The sequence below is a fragment of the Fictibacillus nanhaiensis genome (genome assembly GCF_042686385.1).
Lineage (GTDB): Bacteria > Bacillota > Bacilli > Bacillales > Fictibacillaceae > Fictibacillus > Fictibacillus nanhaiensis.
In genome coordinates this window covers 2,198,642-2,221,926 of sequence record NZ_JBHUPF010000006.1, presented here as the reverse complement: position 1 = coordinate 2,221,926, position 23,285 = coordinate 2,198,642, and the positions used below count along the sequence as shown (strand labels likewise).

General features: G+C 38.8%; 25 protein-coding genes and 1 tRNA gene. 21 read left to right on the top strand and 5 right to left on the bottom strand.

Annotated elements, in window-relative coordinates; translation table 11 throughout:
• Window positions 1-91 precede the first annotated feature (91 nt).
• Together ACFS5O_RS15005 and glnA are read left to right on the top strand one after the other, a co-directional pair.
• Entirely contained in the window at window positions 92-493 is a 402-nt protein-coding gene (locus tag ACFS5O_RS15005) for a MerR family transcriptional regulator (RefSeq protein WP_066393870.1), read from the top strand.
• A gap of 74 nt (window positions 494-567) precedes the next feature.
• Complete coding sequence (gene glnA / locus ACFS5O_RS15000; protein ID WP_205726165.1) at window positions 568-1,902, top strand: type I glutamate--ammonia ligase; 1,335 nt, start codon at window positions 568-570, stop codon at window positions 1,900-1,902.
• Between the two features lie 68 nt (window positions 1,903-1,970).
• Here the strand turns inward: glnA and ACFS5O_RS14995 are convergent, their stop codons facing one another.
• Together ACFS5O_RS14995 and lexA are read right to left on the bottom strand one after the other, a co-directional pair.
• Window positions 1,971-2,219 (bottom strand): DUF2642 domain-containing protein, encoded by a 249-nt coding sequence (locus tag ACFS5O_RS14995; RefSeq protein WP_318300207.1) that lies wholly within the window; start codon window positions 2,217-2,219, stop codon window positions 1,971-1,973.
• A 303-nt stretch (window positions 2,220-2,522) separates the two neighbouring features.
• A complete protein-coding gene (gene lexA / locus ACFS5O_RS14990) occupies window positions 2,523-3,137 on the bottom strand; it encodes a transcriptional repressor LexA (RefSeq protein WP_205726166.1) in 615 nt (204 codons plus the stop codon).
• Between the two features lie 160 nt (window positions 3,138-3,297).
• Here lexA and yneA point away from each other — a divergent pair, with 160 nt between their 5' ends.
• The 14 genes from yneA (at window position 3,298) to ACFS5O_RS14920 (ending at window position 15,835) form a co-directional block, all read left to right on the top strand.
• Entirely contained in the window at window positions 3,298-3,564 is a 267-nt protein-coding gene (yneA, locus tag ACFS5O_RS14985) for a cell division suppressor protein YneA (RefSeq protein WP_066393884.1), read from the top strand.
• A gap of 19 nt (window positions 3,565-3,583) precedes the next feature.
• Window positions 3,584-4,228, top strand: coding sequence for a YneB family resolvase-like protein (locus tag ACFS5O_RS14980; RefSeq protein ID WP_205726167.1), 645 nt, complete (start codon window positions 3,584-3,586; stop codon window positions 4,226-4,228).
• A gap of 59 nt (window positions 4,229-4,287) precedes the next feature.
• Entirely contained in the window at window positions 4,288-4,527 is a 240-nt protein-coding gene (locus ACFS5O_RS14975; RefSeq protein WP_205726168.1) for a DUF896 domain-containing protein, read from the top strand.
• 105 nt (window positions 4,528-4,632) lie between these two features.
• On the top strand, window positions 4,633-4,917 hold the full coding sequence (locus tag ACFS5O_RS14970) for a HesB/YadR/YfhF family protein (RefSeq protein WP_205726169.1): 285 nt from the start codon (window positions 4,633-4,635) through the stop codon (window positions 4,915-4,917).
• A gap of 173 nt (window positions 4,918-5,090) precedes the next feature.
• Complete coding sequence (tkt, locus tag ACFS5O_RS14965) at window positions 5,091-7,094, top strand: transketolase (protein ID WP_379839342.1); 2,004 nt, start codon at window positions 5,091-5,093, stop codon at window positions 7,092-7,094.
• A gap of 145 nt (window positions 7,095-7,239) precedes the next feature.
• Window positions 7,240-7,680 (top strand): sporulation inhibitor of replication protein SirA, encoded by a 441-nt coding sequence (sirA, locus tag ACFS5O_RS14960; RefSeq protein ID WP_205726171.1) that lies wholly within the window; start codon window positions 7,240-7,242, stop codon window positions 7,678-7,680.
• 77 nt (window positions 7,681-7,757) lie between these two features.
• Window positions 7,758-7,976, top strand: coding sequence for a YneF family protein (locus ACFS5O_RS14955; RefSeq protein WP_066241071.1), 219 nt, complete (start codon window positions 7,758-7,760; stop codon window positions 7,974-7,976).
• 96 nt (window positions 7,977-8,072) lie between these two features.
• On the top strand, window positions 8,073-9,119 hold the full coding sequence (mnmH, locus tag ACFS5O_RS14950) for a tRNA 2-selenouridine(34) synthase MnmH (RefSeq protein WP_205726172.1): 1,047 nt from the start codon (window positions 8,073-8,075) through the stop codon (window positions 9,117-9,119).
• Between the two features lie 133 nt (window positions 9,120-9,252).
• Window positions 9,253-11,004 (top strand): ABC transporter transmembrane domain-containing protein, encoded by a 1,752-nt coding sequence (locus tag ACFS5O_RS14945; protein ID WP_205726173.1) that lies wholly within the window; start codon window positions 9,253-9,255, stop codon window positions 11,002-11,004.
• Window positions 11,001-12,803 (top strand): ABC transporter ATP-binding protein, encoded by a 1,803-nt coding sequence (locus ACFS5O_RS14940; protein ID WP_379839338.1) that lies wholly within the window; start codon window positions 11,001-11,003, stop codon window positions 12,801-12,803. The genes ACFS5O_RS14945 and ACFS5O_RS14940 overlap by 4 nt, the downstream gene beginning before the upstream one ends.
• A 420-nt stretch (window positions 12,804-13,223) precedes the next feature.
• Window positions 13,224-14,069, top strand: coding sequence for a M15 family metallopeptidase (locus ACFS5O_RS14935; RefSeq protein ID WP_318300208.1), 846 nt, complete (start codon window positions 13,224-13,226; stop codon window positions 14,067-14,069).
• A 105-nt stretch (window positions 14,070-14,174) separates the two neighbouring features.
• The gene (locus tag ACFS5O_RS14930; protein ID WP_205726174.1) at window positions 14,175-14,885 is read left to right on the top strand and encodes a cytochrome c biogenesis CcdA family protein; all 711 of its coding nucleotides are present in this window, start codon (window positions 14,175-14,177) and stop codon (window positions 14,883-14,885) included.
• 24 nt (window positions 14,886-14,909) lie between these two features.
• A complete protein-coding gene (locus ACFS5O_RS14925) occupies window positions 14,910-15,368 on the top strand; it encodes a Na(+)/H(+) antiporter subunit B (RefSeq protein ID WP_260858765.1) in 459 nt (152 codons plus the stop codon).
• A gap of 2 nt (window positions 15,369-15,370) precedes the next feature.
• Complete coding sequence (locus ACFS5O_RS14920) at window positions 15,371-15,835, top strand: CcdC family protein (RefSeq protein WP_205726175.1); 465 nt, start codon at window positions 15,371-15,373, stop codon at window positions 15,833-15,835.
• A 51-nt stretch (window positions 15,836-15,886) separates the two neighbouring features.
• Here ACFS5O_RS14920 and ACFS5O_RS14915 read toward each other — a convergent pair whose 3' ends face one another.
• Both ACFS5O_RS14915 and ACFS5O_RS14910 read right to left on the bottom strand, forming a co-directional pair.
• Entirely contained in the window at window positions 15,887-16,312 is a 426-nt protein-coding gene (locus ACFS5O_RS14915; RefSeq protein WP_205726176.1) for a DUF2621 domain-containing protein, read from the bottom strand.
• 28 nt (window positions 16,313-16,340) lie between these two features.
• Window positions 16,341-16,437 (bottom strand) — tRNA-Sec (locus ACFS5O_RS14910).
• A 399-nt stretch (window positions 16,438-16,836) separates the two neighbouring features.
• On the opposite strand from ACFS5O_RS14910, the gene selB reads away from it, so the two are divergent.
• From selB to phnC, 5 genes are read left to right on the top strand one after another with little or no spacing between them, the layout of a single operon-like run.
• On the top strand, window positions 16,837-18,726 hold the full coding sequence (gene selB / locus ACFS5O_RS14905) for a selenocysteine-specific translation elongation factor (protein WP_205726177.1): 1,890 nt from the start codon (window positions 16,837-16,839) through the stop codon (window positions 18,724-18,726).
• A 3-nt stretch (window positions 18,727-18,729) separates the two neighbouring features.
• Entirely contained in the window at window positions 18,730-19,728 is a 999-nt protein-coding gene (locus tag ACFS5O_RS14900) for a glycosyltransferase (protein ID WP_205726178.1), read from the top strand.
• A gap of 19 nt (window positions 19,729-19,747) precedes the next feature.
• Window positions 19,748-20,641, top strand: coding sequence for a phosphate/phosphite/phosphonate ABC transporter substrate-binding protein (gene phnD, locus ACFS5O_RS14895; protein WP_205726179.1), 894 nt, complete (start codon window positions 19,748-19,750; stop codon window positions 20,639-20,641).
• Between the two features lie 9 nt (window positions 20,642-20,650).
• Complete coding sequence (phnE, locus tag ACFS5O_RS14890) at window positions 20,651-21,409, top strand: phosphonate ABC transporter, permease protein PhnE (RefSeq protein WP_205726180.1); 759 nt, start codon at window positions 20,651-20,653, stop codon at window positions 21,407-21,409.
• A 9-nt stretch (window positions 21,410-21,418) separates the two neighbouring features.
• Window positions 21,419-22,162 (top strand): phosphonate ABC transporter ATP-binding protein, encoded by a 744-nt coding sequence (phnC, locus tag ACFS5O_RS14885; protein WP_205726181.1) that lies wholly within the window; start codon window positions 21,419-21,421, stop codon window positions 22,160-22,162.
• Between the two features lie 38 nt (window positions 22,163-22,200).
• Here phnC and selD read toward each other — a convergent pair whose 3' ends face one another.
• Window positions 22,201-23,256, bottom strand: coding sequence for a selenide, water dikinase SelD (gene selD, locus ACFS5O_RS14880; RefSeq protein WP_205726182.1), 1,056 nt, complete (start codon window positions 23,254-23,256; stop codon window positions 22,201-22,203).
• Window positions 23,257-23,285: the final 29 nt, after the last annotated feature.

Sequence of the window (23,285 nt, the reverse complement as noted above, 5' to 3'; positions counted from 1 at the left end):
TTGTTTTGATGTTAATTTTTCTAACATTAGGATTGACATGTGAGCTTTTGTGACATAAGATATAAAAAGAAGTTGAGAGGAGGTAGGCAATATGAACGATATGAATCGTAGGAACTTACCTTTGTTCCCCATCAGCATCGTCATGCAGTTAACTGAACTATCAGCTCGTCAGATCCGTTATTACGAAGAGCATGATCTTATTCATCCTGCACGTACTGAAGGGAACCGTCGTTTATTTTCATTTAATGATGTTGATAAACTTCTTGAGATCAAAGCACTTCTTGAACAAGGCGTAAACTTAGCTGGAATCAAACGAGTCTTTGAACTGAATGAACAAGCAGCAGAATTGATTAAGAATCAGCCGAATGTGCAAGGTGTTCAACAAATTTCCGAATCTGCGCTTCATCGCAGGTTAAAAAGGGAATTGATTCATGCTGGCAGACATGGAAAAACCTCATTGATTCAAGGAGAACTTTCCCGGTTTTTTCATTAAAGATTATTTGTTTATACTTACGATGTGAACAATCGCCATAATTAGGCGCTTTATATTTAAAGGAGGAGAAAGATTTGTCTAAGTACACTAAAGAAGATATCTTAAGAATGGTAAAAGAAGAAAACGTAAGATTCATCCGTCTACAATTTACTGATTTATTAGGTGTTATTAAGAATGTAGAGATTCCGATCGGTCAGCTTGAAAAAGCTTTAGATAACAAGATGATGTTTGACGGATCTTCCATTGAAGGATTCGTTCGAATTGAAGAGTCAGATATGAATCTTTATCCTGATTTAGATACATTTATGATTTTCCCATGGACTTCTGAAAAAGGAAAAGTTGCACGTTTGATCTGTGATATCTTTATGCCTGATGGTAATCCGTTTGATGGAGATCCACGTGGAATCTTAAAGCGCGTACTAAAAGATATGGAAGACTTAGGATTCTCTGATTTCAACATTGGACCTGAGCCGGAATTCTTCTTATTCAAGAATGATGAGAAGGGTGAGCCGACTCTAGAACTAAACGATAAAGGTGGTTATTTTGACTTAGCTCCAACGGATCTAGGTGAAAACTGCCGTAGAGATATCGTGTTAGAACTTGAAGATATGGGCTTTGAGATCGAAGCTTCGCACCATGAGGTAGCACCTGGTCAGCATGAGATCGACTTTAAATATGCTGATGCAGTGAGCACATGTGATAACATTCAAACGTTTAAGTTAGCTGTAAAAACGATCGCACGTAAACATGGTCTTCATGCTACATTCATGGCTAAACCTTTGTTCGGTGTGAACGGTTCAGGTATGCATGCGAACATGTCTCTATTCAAAGATGGTGAGAACGTGTTCTATGATGAGAAATCTGAAACAGGATTAAGCGAGACAGCTATGCATTTCTTAGCAGGTATCTTAAAGCATGCACAAGATTTCACAGCGATCACGAACCCGACTGTAAACTCTTATAAGCGACTTGTACCTGGTTACGAAGCGCCTTGTTATGTTGCATGGTCTATGCAAAACAGAAGCCCGCTTATCCGTATTCCAGCGTCTCGCGGCATCAGCACGCGTATCGAGGTAAGAAGCGTTGATCCAACGGCTAACCCTTATCTTGCTATGGCAGTATTGCTTGCAGCTGGTCTTGATGGAATCAAGAACAAGCTAAACGCTCCAAAACCAATCGATAGAAACATCTATGTTATGGATAAAGAAGAGCGTGAAGCAGAAGGTATCAAAGATCTTCCAGCAACATTAAAAGAAGCTCTAACTCTATTCAGCAAAAATGAAGTTCTTACAACAGCTCTTGGAGCACATGCTACAGAGCACTTTATTGAAGCGAAAGAGATCGAGTGGGATATGTTCCGCACGCAAGTTCACCCTTGGGAACGCGAACAATATATGAGCATGTATTAAAATGAAATAACCCCTGACACATTCGTTGTCAGGGCTTTATTGTTTTTTCAAAAAAATGAAAAATTTAATTAAACAGGCATTATAGATACAATTTGTTGGATACGAACAAAAAAAGTGGAGTCGTTACCAGCACTTAATGCAATATGATCGGGTTGTACATCGACAAGGACACCTCTAATCGTATCTTTTGTTGTTTCTACGACTAGATCTTTACCTACTACTGATCGCAAACGATTCACAACGAACGGATCTACTAACGTCATATACTGAGTATTAACATTTTGGTTTCTTGTTTGTTCATAAGGATTATAATACATGATTCATTCCTCCTGTATGGGTATCCGTACACTTTATGCATACAAAGGGGGAGAGGTGAGAGGGACTAACGATGATAAACATATAAAAAGAGAAACAGCTTATCTTACTAAGCTGCTTCTCTTTTATGTTGGCTGTATTCGTATTCATTGTTGCTTTTGAAAGTAGTTGATATCAATTTAGGTTGCTTGCTTTGTGCGGGGTAGGAGTCTCACACCTTACACTACAACCAACTGTTCAAAGAAGACAATAAAAAAGATAAAAGCAATAATCCTTTAAAAAACAGCCTTTATGTTTTATTTGAATTAGTGAATACTTCTATATACACCAATCACTTTACCGAGTATCGTACAGCTTTGCAGGATTATCGGTTCCATCGATGAATTTTCTGGCTGCAGGCGTATATGATTTTTTTCTTTAAAGAAACGTTTTACCGTAGCTTCATCTTCATCGGTCATAGCTACGATAATATCTCCGTTGTTAGCGGTAGGCTGTTGTTTAACAACAACTAAGTCTCTGTTGAAAATTCCCGCTTCAATCATACTATCCCCTACAACAGATAACATGAAGACGTTCTCATCACCAACAACGTGTTCAGGTAATGGAAAGTATTCTTCTACGTTTTCAACCGCGCTAATTGGAAGACCTGCTGTAACTTTACCGATAACAGGAATTGAAACAGAACGGACTGAAGGAATATTATCTTCTAATCCTAATACTTCAATGGCTCTTGGTTTTGTAGGATCTCGTCTAATAAGCCCCTTTTTTTCAAGTCTTGCTAAATGCCCATGAACTGTAGAGCTTGAAGCAAGGCCAACCGCTTCTCCGATTTCACGAACTGAAGGCGGATACCCTTTTTGTGATACTTCCTCTTTTATGAAAGCCAATATATCCAACTGTCGTCTGGATAACTTAGTCATTTTTTAGCACCTCACCGAATTTTTTATCTATAAAAAGTATATCATGGGGAATTCAGAGATACAAACATAAGTTCGAAAAAATAGTTGACACCGAACAAACGTTCCAGTTATTATAAAAACAAGAGATGCGAACAAACGTTTGTTGAAAGGGGATATCACAATGAAACAAGGGACAATGCATGTTATTGTATTTTTAGGGTTGTTAGGTGGTATATTTTTTACGTTATCAAATCTTGCCTCACAAGAAGCTCAATATATTGAAGTAACCATACAGGAAGGAGACTCACTGTGGAGTCTTTCTGAAGAATATAATGCCAAGCATCATTATTCCAATTGGGAGTTTATTAAATGGGTCGAAAAGAAGAATAGCGTAAACGCTGCAGCGGTTTTTCCAGGTCAAAAAGTAATCATACCAGTCAATAAATAATAAAGCGGGTTTTAAACAAATGAAAGCAATCATTTACTCCAGAGTAAGTACAGATAAAGATGAACAAATGACTTCATTAGAAAGACAAGAAGGGGAACTTAAGAAGTTAGCACTACAATTTCAATTTGAAGTGGTGAACTGTTATCGTGAGAAGGCTAGTGGATTCTCTTTAGATCGAGAAGAACTATTAAACATATTAGACCTCGCAAGAGATGGTGAGTTTCAATGCCTTCTTGTCCAAGATGATACTCGTTTAGGCAGAGGAAAAGCTAAGATGGCGATCCTTCATCAGTTGATCAAATACAATATTAAAGTATATACCCTTTCTAATAACGGAGAGTACACGTTAACGGAAGCGGACGAAATGGTGCTCGATATTGTATCAACTGTAGAGGAATACCAACGAAAGCTTCATAATATGAAGATTAAGCGAGGCATGAGAAAAGCTGTCAAAGAAGGATATAAACCTCAAAAGAATCTAAAAAATCAAACCGGAGGTGGCAGAGACAAAAAAGAAGTGCCGATCTCTGAAATCGTACGTTTAAAGAACATGAAGCTTACCTTCCATGATATAGCCTTAACTCTCAGAGGTTTAGGATTCGATGTTTCTAAAGCTACCGTACATAGAAGATACAAAGAACATGTGGAAAATACAGATAACTAGAAATTCCTTTCATTCTGCTGTAGGATAGAGTGAAGAATGCTTTAAAAGGAGTTTTTAAAATGTTATCTAAAGATAAAATGCAACGAATAAATGAACTGTCTAGAAAATCAAAACAATCCGATCTTACATCAGCAGAAAAAGCGGAACAAAAAAAACTACGAGAAGAATATTTACAAGTGTTCCGTAAATCTTTTGTTCAGGATCTTCATGGTATGACCTTTGTTGACCCGAACGGTGATGATGTAACACCAGAAAAATTAAAAAGAAGTAAAGATCATAAAAAAAACCTTAAACATTAATAAAAGATGCCTGTTTACTCAACTGTAAATAGGCATCTTTTTCTGTTGCAATCTATATATATTAGTATATACTGTTATATAACAACTTTGAAAGGGGAGAATATTTTGACTTTTTCAATTACAAGTGCAGCAGCGAACCTTTATAAAGACATTACATTAGAAGCGACTGAGGCTTTAAGACTTTTCGTGAAATACGCAGGAAGTGGTGATTCTGGAGGCTTTTCACTTGGCGTAACGCCTGCAGTACCCGATGAGGATGACTACGTTCAAGAGGTCGATGGTCTTCGGTTTTTTGTAAGAAACGAAGAAAAATGGTTGGTGGAGAATATGAAACTTGATTATGATGAAAGTACGGATTATTTTTCATGTCACTTACCAGGGCTAGCATAATAGAATCTAACCGCCTGTTGTAATACAACGAAAAAGTTGTAGAAATACAGGCGGTTTTTGTATGATTTTATGTGTAGATGGTAAAATAACTAGAGTTAATAATGTGTTTGTCTTGTCTAATTGCACTTGAACGTTTATTATGAAAGTCAAAACTGTTTAGTACATATGAAGGGATGATTTTTTTGTCACGAACTATTGATGAATTAGCAATTAATACGATAAGAACGCTTTCTATCGACAGCATAGAAAAAGCAAACTCAGGGCATCCAGGTATGCCGATGGGTGCTGCGCCTATGGCATATAGCTTATGGTCAAAATTTATGAACCATAATCCTGCAAACCCAGAATGGTTCAACCGTGACCGTTTTGTATTATCAGCGGGGCATGGATCAATGTTGTTATACAGCTTGCTTCATTTAAGTGGATATGGTTTAACGATTGATGATTTAAAGAACTTTAGACAATGGGGTAGTAAGACTCCAGGTCACCCTGAATTCGGACATACTGTTGGTGTTGAAGCAACAACTGGTCCACTTGGTCAAGGGATTGCAATGGCAGTAGGTATGGCTATGGCTGAGCGTCACTTAGCTGCAAAATATAACCGTGAAGGGCATGAAGTGATCGATCACTTTACTTATTCGATCTGCGGTGATGGGGACCTTATGGAAGGCGTTTCTGCTGAAGCTGCTTCACTTGCAGGTCATCTTGCATTAGGTAGAATGATCGTTCTTTATGATTCAAACGATATTTCTTTGGATGGAGACCTTCACCACTCTTTCTCTGAAAGTGTAAAGGATAGATTTGAAGCATATGGATGGCAAGTGCTTTATGTTGAAGATGGAACGGATTTAGAAGAGATTGAAAAAGCTCTTGCAGAAGCACGTGAAGAACTTAATAAGCCGACACTTATTGAAGTGAAAACGGTGATTGGACATGGTTCACCAAATAAATCAGGTAAATCTGCTTCTCATGGTGCACCACTTGGAAAAGAAGAAATCTTATTAACAAAAGAAGCGTACAAATGGACGTTTGAAGAAGATTTCCATGTTCCTGAGGAAGTACAATCACACTTTGAACAACTGAAAAGTGAAGGACAAAGAAAAGAGGAAGAATGGAATAAGCAGTTCAAAGCTTATTCAGAAGCTTATCCAGATTTAGCTCAAGAACTTCAAGATGCGATCAAAGGGAACCTTCCAGCGAATTGGGATAAAGATCTTCCAGATTATGATAAAGCGATTGCTACTCGTTCTTCTTCAGGTAAGGCGATCAATGCTCTAGCTAAGAGTGTACCTTCCTTATTTGGTGGATCTGCTGACTTAGCTGGTTCTAATAAGACACTTATTGAAGGCGAAAATAACTTCAGCCGTAACGATTATAGTGGACGAAACATCTGGTTTGGTGTTCGTGAGTTCGCTATGGGAGCTGCATTAAACGGAATGGCACTGCATGGTGGTCTGAATGTGTTTGGTGGAACATTCTTCGTGTTCTCTGATTACGTAAGACCTGCAATTCGTTTATCTGCTCTAATGGGACTTCCTGTTACCTATGTATTAACACATGATAGTGTTATGGTAGGAGAAGATGGTCCAACACATGAACCAGTTGAGCAACTTGCTTCTCTTCGTGCGATGCCTAATCTTAATCTGATTCGTCCAGCTGATGGTTATGAGTCGAATGCAGCTTGGAAGTTAGCGCTTGAGAGCAAGAACCAACCAACGGCATTGGTACTAAGCCGTCATGACTTGCCGATCTTAAAGAACACAAAAGAGAAGGCATATGAAGGGGTTAAGCGTGGAGCTTATGTAGTTTCACCAGCTGAATCAGATGCGGATGTTTTACTTCTTTCTGCTGGATCTGAAGTGAGTATTGCAGTTGCCGCACAAGAACTGCTTCAAAAAGAAGGAATTTCTGCTTCTGTCGTTTCTATGCCATCTTGGGAAAGTTTTGATAAGCAAGATAATGACTACAAAGAGTCAGTACTTCCTAAACATATTACGAAGCGTCTAGCGATCGAGATGGGAGCTTCACTTGGTTGGCATAAATATGTCGGCCTTGAAGGAGACACGTTAACAATCGATACGTTTGGTGCATCTGCTCCTGGAGAAGTTATCCAAAAAGAATTTGGATTTACACCAGAGAACATCGTAAAACGTGTTAAAGACATGTTGAATAAATAATGATTTATAAAAGGGGGTTTCCAAGAGGAAGCCTCCTTTTCTTACTGTTTCGACAAAAATAGTTATAATTTGCGCACTTTTTTAGACAAGCTTTTTTCCGTATATTGTATATACTTTTAGAAAAGTATCGGAGAGGAGCTTGTTCATGAGAGAATTTTATATTTATTTAATCACAAAAGAAGTTGCTCATTCCTACTATGGCAAGGAAAATAAGCTTTTTCAGTTGTTTTTCGAAGAACAGCGCTCAAATGGTATTTCAAAAACCATTTTACAAAAGCAAATCAGCTACATAACCTCTCTATTATCTGTTTCTCAGCTAGAAAAACACTTCTGGAACCATTTAAAAGATAAACATGAATGGCGTTTGGAAGGAGAAACGTATTCTTTAACTTGTAAAGATAGTATCGTGAGGATTGAACTCACTGATCAATATATCCATCTTTATAGCATCGGCAACTTTGAAGCAGAAACGGTGATATTCGAGGCGTTACGCCAATATGAACCATATTTCCTTGCGATGGACTATAGTGAAAGAAAATTTGGCTGGCTCTCACCGTTTAAATTGAACATGGTCTATGCCACTTAATTCTCTTTCAATCTTGTATGTGTAGGTAAACTTGTAGTAAACTAGTTCTAGACAACATGAAGGAGGAAGTTTTAACAATGGGTACTGGTATGATAATCCTTGTGTGTGCACTTTCACTGATTGCAGGTGTTGCGATCGGATTTTTTATTGCCCGCAAGTATATGATGAGTTATTTACAAAAAAATCCACCGATTAATGAAAATATGTTGCGTGTGATGATGATGCAGATGGGTCAAAAGCCTTCGCAAAAGAAAATCAATCAAATGATGCAGGCTATGAACAAACAGATGAAGTAATGTTGGACAAGCACCCTGATATAGAATCGGGTGCTTGTTTTCGTTCTATCATAATAGCTGAAGCTAAAGCAGTGCATCAACAAAAGGATGATAGCAGTGAGTGAAGTTAAGACAATTTCGATAGATGAGATAGAAGCAGATCATTATTTGCTCTTTGATGTCAGGTCTCCTAAAGAATTTGAAGAATATCATATTCCGGGTGCGTATAATGTGAGTATCTTTTCAAACGAGGAAAGAGCAGAGATCGGTACCCTCTACAAACAGGATAGCAAAGAAGCTGCGATGGAACGTGGACTCCAAGTCGTCGCTCCAAAACTTCCGTCAATATATAAAGAGATCCATACAAAAAGTAAAGAACATCCAGAAAAAAAGGTGGTCATCTATTGTGCACGAGGTGGATTTCGTTCGCAAAGTATTGCTCAAACGATGAACATGATGGGTATGGATACTTTACAGTTAGATGGTGGCATACGTTCCTATCGAAAGAGGATTGAATCTGCCTTTAGGAAGATGGTTGCAGAACCTAGGAACATCATCGTACTCGAAGGTCACACCGGTACGATGAAAACGAAACTATTAAAAGAACTACAAGAAGAGGGATATCCTGTATTAAACTTGGAAGAGATGGCAGGACATAAAGGTTCGATTTTTGGAAATATTGGAGAAGACCCTTCTTCTCAAAAGAAATTTGAATCAAGCCTTTACGAACGGTTAAAAGAAATCGAGAACTCTTCGTCAATTATCATTGAATCAGAGAGTAAACGGATAGGAAGAGCAGTCGTGCCTGATTTTCTTTTAGAAGGTAAATATAGTGGTGTTCGAATTCATGTGGAGTTACCTTTTCATTTGCGAGTCCAATATATTTGTAATGTGTACGAGCCACTTCTGCATAAAGATGAGATTGTGGAGGCAATTCATAAGCTTTCAAGGAGAATACCACCATCGGTCATGGCGGATATTCAAAACAACTTAAAGGCGTTACGTTACGAAAAAGTTGTAGCCCTCTTACTAGAAAACTATTATGATCCAAAATATGATTACGCCGAGCAAAAATACGATAGTGAGTGTATCAAACTAAGTAGTCAATCTTATCAAGAGATGTATACCGAAGTAAAGAATCAACTAGACCATTTATTAAGCTAACCATATGATTACCGAGTTTCAATAGAAGACCCATTATTCTAGGGTCTTTTTTTGTGAAACTTTTTTCTTTTCGGAATTTTCATGTATTGGTAAACTATAATTGTTTTGATTTGCAAACAAGGGGGAACGGGCGTTGAGGGTTTTTCTTCAATTAATGTGGTATTTTAAACAAGAAAAGTGGCGATATTTAGGCGGAATCGTGATGCTGGCATTTGTCTCATTAGGGTTATTAGTACCTCCGAAAGTAGTAGGGCTCATTGTCGATCATATCGAAGAAGGTACGATAACTGAAGAGATCTTATGGAGATATGCTGCTGTTTTAATCGGTATCGCAGTAGGTATCTATGTTCTCCGTTACATCTGGAGAATCTTGATATTTGGTTCAGCGGTTAAACTGGCGATGTTATTAAGAAATAGACTGTACGAACATTTTACAAAAAAATCACAAGAATTCTACCATAAGAGACGTGTTGGAGACTTGATGGCTCATTCTACAAACGATCTCCAAGCCATTCAACAGACCGCTGGCGACGGTGTTTTGACTTTGGTAGATTCTCTGATGATGGGCGGTTTCACATTGATCGCGATGGCTACTACGATCAGTTGGAAGCTGACTCTTGTAAGTCTTCTACCTTTACCTATCATGGCTTGGGCAACGAACAAATATGGCACGATGCTACATAAAAGGTTTCACAGTGCGCAAGAAGCATTTTCAACTCTAAACGATAAGGTGCAAGAAAGTATCTCTGGAACGAGGGTGATTAAAGCATTTGGCCAAGAGAAAGAGGATATTGACAGCTTTTCGAATCTTTCCAGTGATGCTGTTAAAAAGAACATGGCTGTAGCACGTATTGATTCTTTGTTCGATCCTACGATTTCACTGATCATTGGTTTTTCCTTTTTCTTAGCAGTTGGTTATGGTTCCATTCTTGTAACGCGCAATGAACTAACAATAGGAGAACTTGTTTCTTTTACAAGTTATCTTGGTTTATTAATCTGGCCGATGCTTGCATTTGGTTGGCTGTTTAATATTGTTGAGCGAGGAAGAGCTTCTTATGATCGCGTAGAATCACTTCTTGCAGTAAAGGAAGAGATTGAGGATAATGGTTCAATTGAAAATAGCCCTAAAGGTGATATCACTTTTCAGTTGAAGAAGTTTTCGTATACGGCTGACACTCCTGTTTTAAATGATATACATTTTACATTAAAGCGAGGTCAGACACTTGGGGTTGTCGGAAAAACAGGTAGTGGTAAAACAACGTTATGTAAGTTATTGCTACGTGAGTATCAATTGAAATCAGAAGACATTATTATTGATGATCACGATATCTGTGCGTATAAATTGCATGCGTTAAGAAGCTCGATCGGTTATGTACCTCAAGACCATTTTTTATTCTCAGCAACTATAGCAGAAAACATAGCGTTTTCTAAGGTAGAATCACCTTTTTCAGAAATAAAAGAAGCAGCAGAACTGGCCTCAATTCATAAAGATATAACGCAGTTTAAATATGGTTATGAAACAGTAGTAGGGGAGAGGGGCGTTACACTTTCAGGGGGACAAAAACAAAGGATCTCTATTGCGCGAGCATTGATTAAGAATCCAGAAATTCTCATTCTAGATGACTCTCTCTCTGCTGTTGATGCGAAAACAGAAGAGTCCATCCTTCAGCAATTGAAGCGTAAACGCCAAAATCAAACGACGATTATTACAGCACATCGCCTATCATCGATCGCGCATTGCGATCTAATCATCGTTTTGGAAAACGGAACGATCGTACAACGCGGTACACATTTCAGTTTATTGAACGAGGATGGTTGGTACAAAGAAACATATGAGAAACAAGCATTGGAAACGTTGATCTCAGAAGGGGGTGTCATCAAATGAGTACCGAACAAGAACCAACGCTCGATGAATTACAGCAAATGAAGCAATGGTCTGTATTTAAAAGACTCATGTCTTATACAAAACCACACAAGAAACGTTTGGCATTCGCCTTCCTTTTATTATTAGTTGCAACTGCTGCTGAATTAACGGGTCCAATCCTTGTTAAAACGTTCATCGATGATTTTGTCACACCTCGCAATTTTGAACAAAAAGCTTTGGTGATGCTTGCTTCTGGATATATCGGATTAATCGTCATCTCAGCAGTTGTAAACTACATACAATTTGTTCTGTTTCAAGCGGTTGCTCTAGATATCATTCAAACACTGAGAATTCAAGTGTTTTCAAAGGTACATTCATTAGGATTAAAATTCTTTGATCGAACACCAGTCGGGAGCTTAGTTTCAAGAATTACAAACGATACAGAAGCAGTAAAAGATCTTTATGTAAGTGTACTCTCAACGTTTGTTCAAAATATCGTATTTTTATTTGGTATCTTTGGATTCATGTTCTATTTGAATGTAAAACTCGCTTTATTCTGTTTAGGGATTCTCCCGTTCATCGTTTTGATCATGTGGTTGTACCGTAAATACAGTTCACGTTCGTTCTATGATATGAGAGAGAAACTTAGCCAGTTGAACGCTAAATTGAACGAATCTCTTCAAGGAATGTCGATCGTACAAGTGTTCAACCAGCAAAAAAGACTTAAAAAAGAGTTTGCAAAAATCAATCAAGACCATAATGACGCACAGATCAGAAACATAAAATATAACGGTTTGTTGTTAAGACCTGCTGTTGACCTTGTATATATGCTGGCTTTGTTGATGATTCTATCTTTTTTTGGCATCAAATCTTTTCATTCACCTGTAGAGATCGGTGTAATCTATGCTTTTATCAATTATCTAGATCGCTTTTTTGAACCGGTCAATATGATGATGATGCGCCTATCTATCTTTCAGCAAGCGATCGTCTCTGCAGGAAGAGTATTTACAGTCATGGATGAAGTAGAATTTGCTCCTGTAAAAAAAGGGGATGAGATGCCTTCGGTTTCAAGAGGAAAGATCCAATTTAAAAACGTTTCCTTTTCTTATGATGGAGAGCAAGAAGTTCTAAAAGATATCTCTTTCACTGCTGAACCTGGTCAAACGGTTGCCCTTGTCGGTCATACCGGAAGTGGTAAGAGCTCGATTATCAATTTGCTGATGCGTTTTTATGAAGTGAACAAAGGTAATATCTATATCGATGACGTTCCTTTATCTAACTTTGAAAACAAAGAGTTAAGGAACAAGATGGGTCTCGTTCTGCAAGATCCCTTCTTATTTGTAGGAGACATTATGCAGAACATAAGATTGTATGATAAGACGATTACAGATGAGGATGTATTGAATGCTGCTAGATTTGTTCAAGCTGCACCGTTTATCGAAAGATTGCCAGAGGGGTATCAGACAGGGTTAGGAGAAAGAGGTGCCACCTTTTCAAGTGGGCAAAGACAGCTGATCTCTTTTGCACGCACGATGGCTTTTTCTCCAAAGATCTTGATACTAGACGAAGCGACGGCAAACATTGATACAGAGACGGAAGAAGAGATACAAGAAGCTCTTCATAAAATGCGCAGCGGCAGAACGACCATTGCGATCGCACACAGATTATCAACCATACAAGACGCAGAACTTATCCTCGTTTTGCATAAAGGTGAAATTGTCGAAAGAGGCACTCACCAAGAACTATTAAGACAACGAGGGTTGTATCATAAGATGTTCCTTTTACAACATGGAAAAGATTCTATGAACGATGTGGGTTGATTAACAAAAGGGTTTACGTATGAAAAGACAGCTCTTCATAATACAGAGCTGTCTTTCTTAATGGTTTGTACTGTCTGTGTATAGCTTTTAGGTGATCGCGGAGTAATCTCAGGTGGTTATGCGCGTCTTAGCGGTGCTCCTAAACGTTTCATAGGTGGAAAGAGAGCATTCACAGGTGAAAACAGCCCATTTACCGGTGAACGTGTAATAAATATAAAAACACGTACCGTAAGAAGCTCAGCCTGGAACAAGGTTTATGAAAAAGACTTTTATTCGAATCTCCATTCAAAATGTCCCTGTTTTTTACTATAATTTTTCGAAAATATGAACATGTCGTTTAAGCATTGACTTATTTGCAAATTATTTTATTATAAGATAGCATACACGTACAGACAAACTGAATAAAAGGATGAGAATGCTTTGAAGAAATATGTATTACCATCAATGTTGATCGGCAGCATGGTTGTCCTTTCGGCATGTAAGCCAGTTGATTGGGCAGAAAAGAAGTGGAATGCTGCCTTTAATGAAGAGAGCTCTGAAGAGAACGAAAAACAGATTTCGAACGAGCAGACTACACAAAAACCAAATGATGAAAACAAAAATGAAAATTCGGATGAACAACCTTCAGCGGAGACTGATCTGCCTTGGTTAGAAGAAACGGTAACCGCATCCGGTGACGGAAAAGCGGTCGTACAAAACTTAGACGATCTTTTAATTGTTGCGAACAAAGAAAGAAATCTACCTGGTAATTATGAACCGAAGGATTTAGTTACACCAAATGTTCCGTTCCCTTTTAAAGAGGACTTACCTAAGAAAAAACTTAGAAAAGAAGCTGCTCTTTCCCTAGAAGTATTGTTTAAGGCAGCTGAAGAAGAAGGATTAGAGCTGCTCGCGCAATCAGGGTATCGCTCTTATGATACGCAAGTGTCCATCTTCGCCTTTAATGCTGAGCAAAAAGGAGAAGAAGTAGCAAACAAAACAAGCTCCAGACCTGGTCAGAGTGAACATCAGACGGGATTGTCGATGGACGTGACTTCTCAAGAAGTAAACTTTGAACTGGTGGAAGCGTTCGGTGAGACGAAAGAAGGAAAATGGCTCGCAGAAAATGCACATAAGTATGGATTCATCATCAGATATCTTAAAGGGAAAGAAGAGATTACAGGATATCAATATGAACCTTGGCATCTCCGATATGTGGGTGTGGATCATGCGAAAAAAATCCACGAGCAGGGCATTACCCTCGAAGAGTATTTACAAAAACCATAAAACATTTCTGACAGCTTTTTTCAAAGCTGTCTTTCTTTATGTTTGAACAAAATGGATATTCCCTTTAAGATAGAGAGAGAACTGTAAAAGGAGTTTACTAAAAAAATGACCGATCTTAATATTCTGCTTGCTTTTGGAGCTGGGCTGCTCTCCTTTATTTCACCGTGCTGCTTACCATTGTATCCCGCTTTCTTATCTTATATAACGGGGATCTCTGTTCAAGAACTTAAAGAAGAAAACGCCATGCTAAAAAAAACGGCGCTACTACATACTGCATTTTTTTTAATAGGTTTTTCGATCATTTTTCTTTTCCTTGGATTATCCACTACGATAATCGGTGATCTATTCGTTCAATATCAAACTTTGCTAAGACAGATCGGAGCTATTGTTATAATCTTTTTCGGATTAGTAGTAATAGGATTCATAACTCCTGCCTTTCTGATGAAAGATAAGAAAGTAAGGTTTCAATCCCGTCCAACCGGCTATCTGGGTTCAGTGTTGATCGGTATCGGTTTTGCAGCAGGATGGACACCTTGTATGGGTCCTATTCTAGCAGGTGTTATCGCGCTAGGGGTATCGAATCCGGCAGCATCCATGACGTATATGATCGCCTATGTTTTAGGTTTTGCTGTACCGTTCTTTGTTTTAAGCTTCTTTTTGGATAAACTAAAGGTAATCAAAAAGTTCAATCGTCAGTTTATGGTAGTTGGCGGGACTCTTATGGTCTTCATGGGAATTTTGCTATACTTTGATTGGCTGACACAATTAACATCGTTTCTTACAAACCGTGTGTTTGGAGGATTTAAAGGTTTTTAAGAGTAACATTGAAAGGGGATATACATCATGCATTCACGATCGAATGACCTTATCTTAAAAACAACAACAAATATTATTGTTTTTGTTATTCTAGCTTTTTCGATAAACATGCTTTTTTCGGGACATAATGCACCTGGAGGAGGATTTATCGGTGGGTTGATGGGAGCGGGAGCATTTCTTCTTCTCTATGTTTCCTACGGATTACAACCAGTACATAGAATCTTGCCGATTAATTTTACGTACATGATAGCAGCTGGTTTATTGATCGCCATACTGACAGGAGCAGGTTCCTTTGTTTTGGGTGTTCCGTTTTTGAGTCACAGTTTTGGCTATTTTCAACTCCCGTTGTTAGGGAAAACAGAGCTTGCTACAGCGATGCTCTTTGATTTAGGAGTTTATTTGACAGTAATCGGTGTTACGATGACCATTATCCTCTCAATTGCAGAAGATAAGATTGAGAAAGAAGTAGGGGAAGGGAACTAACCGTGTTTTTTATTGCGAGTACATGCTTTGCCATCGTTATGGCAGTGATTGTTTTTAATTTCCGAATGAAAGAAACAAGAGAACCTGTTACGACCAAAAAGATCATCATTCCTCCACTGGCTATGAGCACAGGCTTTCTACAGTTCGTGATTCCTGCTTTTCATATCACCTGGACGGAAGCAGGGGAGGCATTCTTAGTCGGTGTCATGTTTTCCGTATTTCTTATCATGACAAGTAAATTTGAGATTAAAGGTGATCATGTTTACTTGGTCCGATCGAAGGCTTTTATCTTTATCATTATCGGATTGTTCGCCATTCGCTTAGCTCTAAAGTGGTATATTGGTTCGACGATATCGATCTTTGAAACAAGTTCGTTATTCTTTATCGTTGCGTTTGGAATGATTCTTCCGTGGAGACTTGCCATGCTCGTTTTATTCAATAAAAAGAAAAACGAGATTGCGATGTAAACTTCAATAACAAAAAGAAAACCCCCTGAATCTCATGATTCAGGGGGTTCTTTATGCGAGTAAAGAATGATAAGGTTTGATATCGATGTTTTTCTTTTTTAAAGTTTTGATCAGCCATTTGTGATCTCTTTTAGGTGTTGCGATGATATAGCCGCGAATGATTAAATCTTGTGACATTGTACTTGCCTTTTCTTGTAATGCTAATTCACCGATTTTACCAGCGATCTTTTCTTTCGCTACATCTCTGAAGAGTTCAGGAACAGGAGCTACTAATTCGTTTAAGAGTTTCTTCTGATCGTCAGTCCATAGATGAATGGTTTGGTTGATGTAATGTTCTTGCCAATCTAGTATTGATTTTCCATCTTCTTTAGGTAACCGTTTTAAAAATTTACGAAACATAAAATATCCGCCGATGGCAAACATGGTAAATAAAAAAACGGACCATAACACGATAAAAGTGATGAACCATCCAGACAATGCGTCCACCTCATATGTATAAATTTTTTGGCGGGACCATGTGGGAATCGAACCCACCGGAGACGGCACGCGCCTCCCAAAAGGTTTTGAAGACCCAGGCAAGCACCAGCTACACATCTGGCCCCAAGTAAAATCTCTAGCTCGCTATTGCATTATACAGCATTTTACCCCTATAGGACAAGACTTGTGCTTTACTCTAGGGTAGGGGAGGGTGGATTTGTCGAACGGTGGTATAGCGCGACTGTAACAGAGGAAATATTCAACAATAACAGCTGGGCATTATAACAGATTATTTTTTTCACTATAACAGTTCGTCCTGTGGACAAGTGTGAATAACTTGTTCTGTGGATAACCTGTGAGTATACAGAGGTGAATAAATATACATTCAGTTATATCGGTTTGGGAAATAATATGGTTCGGGTGAATATCGCTATTTTTCAACAATGAATAATGCGTTATTCTTGTTTTTTACATCTCCTTTTCATAAAGTGTAGAAGAGTATGTACATATAGGTGGTTAAACATATGACGATTAAATATTATACGATTGGAATGGCAGGGCACATCGATCATGGGAAAACGACGCTCACAAAAGCATTGAGTGGCATCGACACGGATACGCTAAAAGAAGAAAAAGCGCGTAAAATCACGATCGAACCAGGCTTTGCGCCATTTCCTTTAACAAAAGAACTGCACACCTCAATCGTTGATGTACCGGGTCATGAAAAGCTGATCCGTCAGATGATCGCTGGTGTGGCGGGGATCGATCTCGTGCTCCTTGTAATCGCTGGAGATGAGGGTGTGATGCCTCAAACGAGAGAACACTTTGAGATTCTTTCCTTCCTAGGCATCGAAAAGGGAATCATCGTGGTTACAAAGTCAGATATGATTGACGATGAGATGAGATTGTTAGTAGAAGAAGACATTATTGAACTTACAAACTCATCTGTTTTTGAACATTTTCCCATTCATTTCGTGGATAGTGTTTCTTCAGCTGGCATTGACGAACTAAAACGTGAAATGATTAACCTCTTGAAAGACACTCCGGTTAAATCTTCACAAGGCGCTTTTCGCATGCCGATCGACCACATCTTTTCAGTAAAAGGACAAGGTACTGTTGTAAGAGGAACCGTCTATGAAGGTGAAGTGCAGGAAGGTGATGAACTTGTTGTTCAGCCAGGGAACGATAAAGTGAAGGTTCGAAAACTTCAAGTACATAAACAAGATGTACAAGCTGCTAGAGCTGGTCAAAGAGCAGCACTAAACCTTTCAGGTGGTTCTAAGGGTGATTGGAAAAGAGGGCATGCTTTAGTAGAACCGAATGTTTTTTCGACAACAGACACTATTGATCTCGTATTATCAACGGGTAAAGGGTGGCAAGGGAAAATAAAACAACGCTCTCTTATTAAATTTTATTGTGGAACTTCTGAAGTGATGGGGAAACTTGTCCTTTTTGACCGGAATGAACTTGAAAACAATGAAGATCAAGTCTATTGTCAAGTTCGATTAGAACAAGAGATCGTTACGAAACGAGGTGATCGTTTCATCTTAAGACGACCTTCTCCTGAGGAAACGATCGGAGGAGGAGAAGTTCTCGACCCAAACGGAACGGCTTATAAGTTTGGAACAGAAACGATCGAACGATTAAAAAGGAAGCATGAAGGAACCCCTAGTGAACGTATCTTACAGTTGCTTAATAAAGAAGGATCGTTGACAGAATTAGAACTTAAAAGATCGATTGGAATGGATGAGGAAGTATTTCAACACACGACGGAAGAATTGTTGCGTGAGGGTGCTATGGAACAAATACAGAATTATCTAGTTTCTGTTTCCACCATCCAGCATATTGAATCTAGCATCACGAACAAGCTTCAAAACTTCCATAAGGAATATAGTTTAAGGCAGGGTATACCTAAGGCAGAGATTGTTCAATCCTTACAAAGTGAAGTAAATCCGAAGATAGTTAACACCCTTCTTGAAAAATGGATCGGGGAATCGACCATTTTGATTACAGATCAATTTGTTCATTTATCTCATTTCACTCCGCATTATCCAGAAAAATGGGCTAAGAGAATGACGAATGTTCTTTCACTGTTAGAAGAAGGTCAGCTTGAACCGGATGATCTGCGGAACCTCTATAACGCTCAGCAACTCCCAGAAGCTCTCTACCAAGAGTTCAAATATTTTTTACTAAAAACAGATCAAGTGATCTTTCTTTTTGACGAGGTGTTTTTGAGCAGGAAAGCATTTGATTCAGTGGTTGAACAATTGCGCGTCCATACGGGTTCATCATTTACCGTACAAGAAGCTAAAGCAGTTCTTCATACATCAAGAAAGTTTTTGATTCCGATCTTGGAGAGCATGGACTCAAAAGGATACACGATGCGAGAATCTACTGTTAGGAAATGGGTGTAGTATGTGAGAGTTGTCTTTTTTACACCATACTATAAACAGAACCGTGGAAATTCAACAACAGCTAAACGATTGGAACATGGATTATCTGAGAAAGTTGACCTTTCTATCTTTTCGTATGAAGAGACAAGTGTACATGCTACCCTTTTTGATTGGATGGAGAAAGCAGATTTATATCATATTCTTCATTTTTCTAGATTCGTTCAGTGGGCCGATAAAAATAAGATTACGTTGGATAAGCCATATATTGTTACCTCTGGAGGTACTGATCTCAACCACTCGTTAAAAGAAGATGAAGAAAGGTATCTTCCTCTCTTGCGGAAAGCGAAAGCGATTACTGTTTTTACTCAACAAGCTAAACAATTGCTCGTAAAAGAGTATGAACTGAGCGATCAGTCCATACATGTGATCCCTCAAAGTATTTATTTACCTATTACTGATCATACGATCGGAGGCTTCACTCTACCAGAGGGTTATCCAAAATTATTACTGCCAGCTGGAATTCGTCCAGTTAAAGATGTTCTTTTTGCATTAAGAAGTTTGATTAGGTTGTCTACTGATTTCTCTAAACTCCGCTTTTTAATTGTAGGGGCAATCTTAGATGAGGAAGAATTTGAACGAGTGAAGAAGGCAGAAAATAAGTATGAATGGTTGCATTATCTGCCTGAAGTAGAGCTCAGTGAAATGAAGAAGCTTTATGAATGGGGAGATGTTGTACTGAATACATCGATTTCAGAAGGGCAACCGACAGCACTGTTAGAAGCGATGAGTTTCAGAAAACCTGTAATCGCAAGAGAAAACGTCGGAAACGCAAGCATCATACAACATGGTATGAACGGATTGTTGTTTCAATCTCAAGAAGAATTATATCATTCTATAAAGAAAGTTATTACAGATCGTGACACGTATAAACAACTTAGTGAACATGGGTATCAAACCATAAAAGAGGATCACACTCTGAAGAAAGAAATAGACTCTTATATGGAATTATATAAAGATGAATAAGAATAAAGGAGAGAACATGATGAAAAAACTTAGTTTACTATTGCTGACTATGATTCTATTCTTATCAGCTTGTGGAACAAAAAACGATGAGAAGAAGAATACGAGTTCAAAGAAAGATGAAGTCTTTACGATTGGGGTAATTCCAGCCCAAACGGAAGGTGAGATGAAGGGCGCGCTAGATAAGCTTCAGAAAGTGCTTACTGAGAAGATGGAACGTGAAGTGAAGATCACTTCTTATCCAGATTACAACGGTGTAGTGGAAGCGATGAACTATGATAAGATCGACATGGCTTATTTTGGACCTCTTACATATGTTGTTGCTCATGAAGAGAGTGGAGCTAAAGCGATCGTAACACAATTGATCAAAGGTGAACCGTTCTACTATTCTTATCTGATCTCGCATAAAGACAGCAAATATGAAAGTCTTGAAGATATGGTAACTGATGTGAGGAATGTAAAGTTTGCTTTTGGTGATCCATCCTCCACTTCCGGATCGTTAATTCCGAGCATCAAACTTAAAGATGAGGGCATCTATAGAAGTGAATCTGATAGTGATTTTAAAAATGTGAGGTTTACAGGTTCACATGATGCGACCGCACTAGCTGTACAAAACAAACAAGTGGATGTTGGTGCGATCGACAGCGCCATTTATGATAAGTTGATCGAAGAAGGAGCAATTGACGGAGATCAGTTTAAAGTGATCTGGAAGTCAGAGAAATTGTTCCAATATCCATGGGCAGTTTCTAAGAGTACAGATGAGAAAACGATGAAGAAACTTCAACAGATCTTTTTAGATATTAAAGATAAAGAGATTCTAGATGCCTTTGGTGCAACTGGGTTTACAAAGGCAGACAACAAGGATTACGAGAGTATCCGAAAAGCAGCAATTAAAGAGGGTACCATTCAAGAATAGAGGGGAACCATGGTTTGGTTTAAGAGGAGCCAATTTTTAATCGTAGTATGCTTAAGCTTACTCGTAGTAGGAAGCATGAAGTTAACGGAGTTTGATCTTTCGAAGTTCAGAGATTTTCAGAATATGGGTGACTTTCTGTCGAAATGGTTTCCGATGAACACAGAAAGTCTGCCATTTCTGTTTCAAGAAAGTTTATTAACGATCGCTATCGCATTTTTGGGGAGCTTATTCGGTCTGATCATCGCACTTCCGTTAAGCTTTATGGCCGCTCGAAATACGAGTAAAAATCGTTTTGTCTATTCCGTAACACGTTTCTTGCTTAGCTTTTTACGATCAGTACCTGAATTTGTGTTCGGTTTAATTCTTTTAACAACACTTGGACTTGGGCCGTTTCCAGCCGTTATCGCCATTATATTTCATAACATTGGGGTATTAGGAAAGCTGATTTCAGAGCTGATCGAGTCAGCTGATAAGGGTCCGATGGAAGCGATGTCTGCAGTTGGTGCGAGTAGATGGATAGGAAATCTTTTTGCAGTATTACCACAAATATGGCCGAATGTCCTGTCTCAATTTTTCTACCGATTTGAAGTGGCTATTCGAACTTTACTCATTTTAGGTCTGATCGGTGGCGGGGGAATCGGGCAACAGTTGTTTATTCATTTTAAAACATTTCAATATCAATTAGTCTCTGTTGACGTCCTCCTCATCATGATCATGGTCATCTTGGTGGATTATATGGGCAGCAAAATTCGGGAAAAGGTAATTTAGGGTGATCATATGATTGAATTTAAGAATGTATCTGTCACGTATCCTGGCGCTAGAGAACCTGCTTTAGCGAATGTAAGTGTAACTTTCCAAAAAGGGGAGTTCGTTTGTGTCTTAGGAAGAAGCGGTGCAGGAAAATCAACGTTTATCAGATGTATCAACGGATTACAGCCTGTAACTGAAGGTTATGTAAAATGGGAAGATAAGGTATTAAGTGAGATGACTCACAAAGAAACGCTAGAAGTTCGCCGTAAAACAGGTATGATCTTTCAGCATTTTAACTTAATTCCGAGGATGAGTGTCGTTCAGAACATCTTAACCGGTCTGTTTGGATACAAAAAATCGTATGAAAATTTGTTAGGATTGTTTAAATCCAGCGATCGATTGCAAGCTTTAGAAGCTATAAATCAAGTAGAACTAACGGTTGAACCAACAAGACGAGTGGAGAAGTTAAGCGGCGGGCAAAAACAAAGAGTGGCGATCGCTCGAGCGCTTGTGCAAAACCCGAAAGTATTCTTAGGGGACGAACCTGTTGCAAGTTTAGATCCTGGAACGGCTGATCGGATATTTCATTTACTAAAAGAAACTCATGTGAAAAGAAATCTTGTTTCCATCATTAACGTACACGATGTCTGTCTCGCTAAAAAATTTGCGACAAGAATCATTGCGCTTAAGGACGGAAAACTCTTTTTTGACGGAGCTCCTGAAGAATTTGATGATAAGATCTATGCAGAAATTTATAACCATACATCTTAAAAATGCACAAAAAACTCCGATGCCGGAGTTTTTTGTGTTTAATTGGCTTTGATCGGTTTTTCAGAGAATGCAAGAACACGACCAACGATGCTTGCGTCATTTATGCCATTCGTATGAAGTCTCTCCACGTATTCTAGCGCTTCACTTTCAGGTAGACTTACGAGTAATCCGCCAGAGGTCACAGCGTCACATAATATCCATTGCTGATACTGGGAAAGGTCGTTTTCGTATTGGACATCATCTTTGATCCAACGATGATTGGCTTTAGAACCACCAGGAACGATTCCTTCTTGAGCAAGCTCTGTAGTGCCTGGTAAGAGTGGTACTCGGTCATAATTGATCTCGATTGTAATATCTCCTGTTCCTTTTGCCATCTCAGTGGCGTGACCAAGGAGACCAAATCCAGTTACATCTGTAACAGCGTTTGGAGATAGACCTTCTAAACATTCGGCAGCAGTCTTATTCAATGCAGCCATCGTTTCGCTGACGAGCTTAAGCTGATCGGCGGTAAGCTTGTCTTTTTTTATCGCTGTGGTTTGTATACCCACACCGATCGGTTTTGTTAATACAAGAACATCTCCGGGTCTCGCACCAACATTTTTATATACTTTTGATGGATGAACGAGGCCAGTTACAGACAGACCGAACTTAGGCTCTGAATCGTCGATCGAGTGTCCTCCGACCAGCACTGCCCCAGATTCTTTCACTTTATCGGCAGCTCCCTTTAGGATTTCAGCTAAAACATCGTGACCGAGAGTGTTAATCGGAAAACCTACTATATTCATCACTGTTGTAGGTCGTCCTCCCATCGCGTAAACATCACTCAATGAATTTGCAGCTGCAATCTGGCCGAACATGTATGGATCGTCTACGATTGGTGTAAAGAAGTCGACAGTCTGGATCATAGCAAGGTCATCCGTTAACTTATAGACTCCTGCATCGTCTGAAGTATCTAAACCAACTAAAAGGTTAGGATCATATTCGCGTTTTGGTAGATGGCGCAAAACTTGCGCCAGGTCTTCTGGACCGATTTTACAGCCTCAACCACCTTTTGAGGAAAGGTGAGTGAGCTTAACTTTATCTTTACTCGTCATAATAAAAGGACACCTCCTTTTGTTAGTAT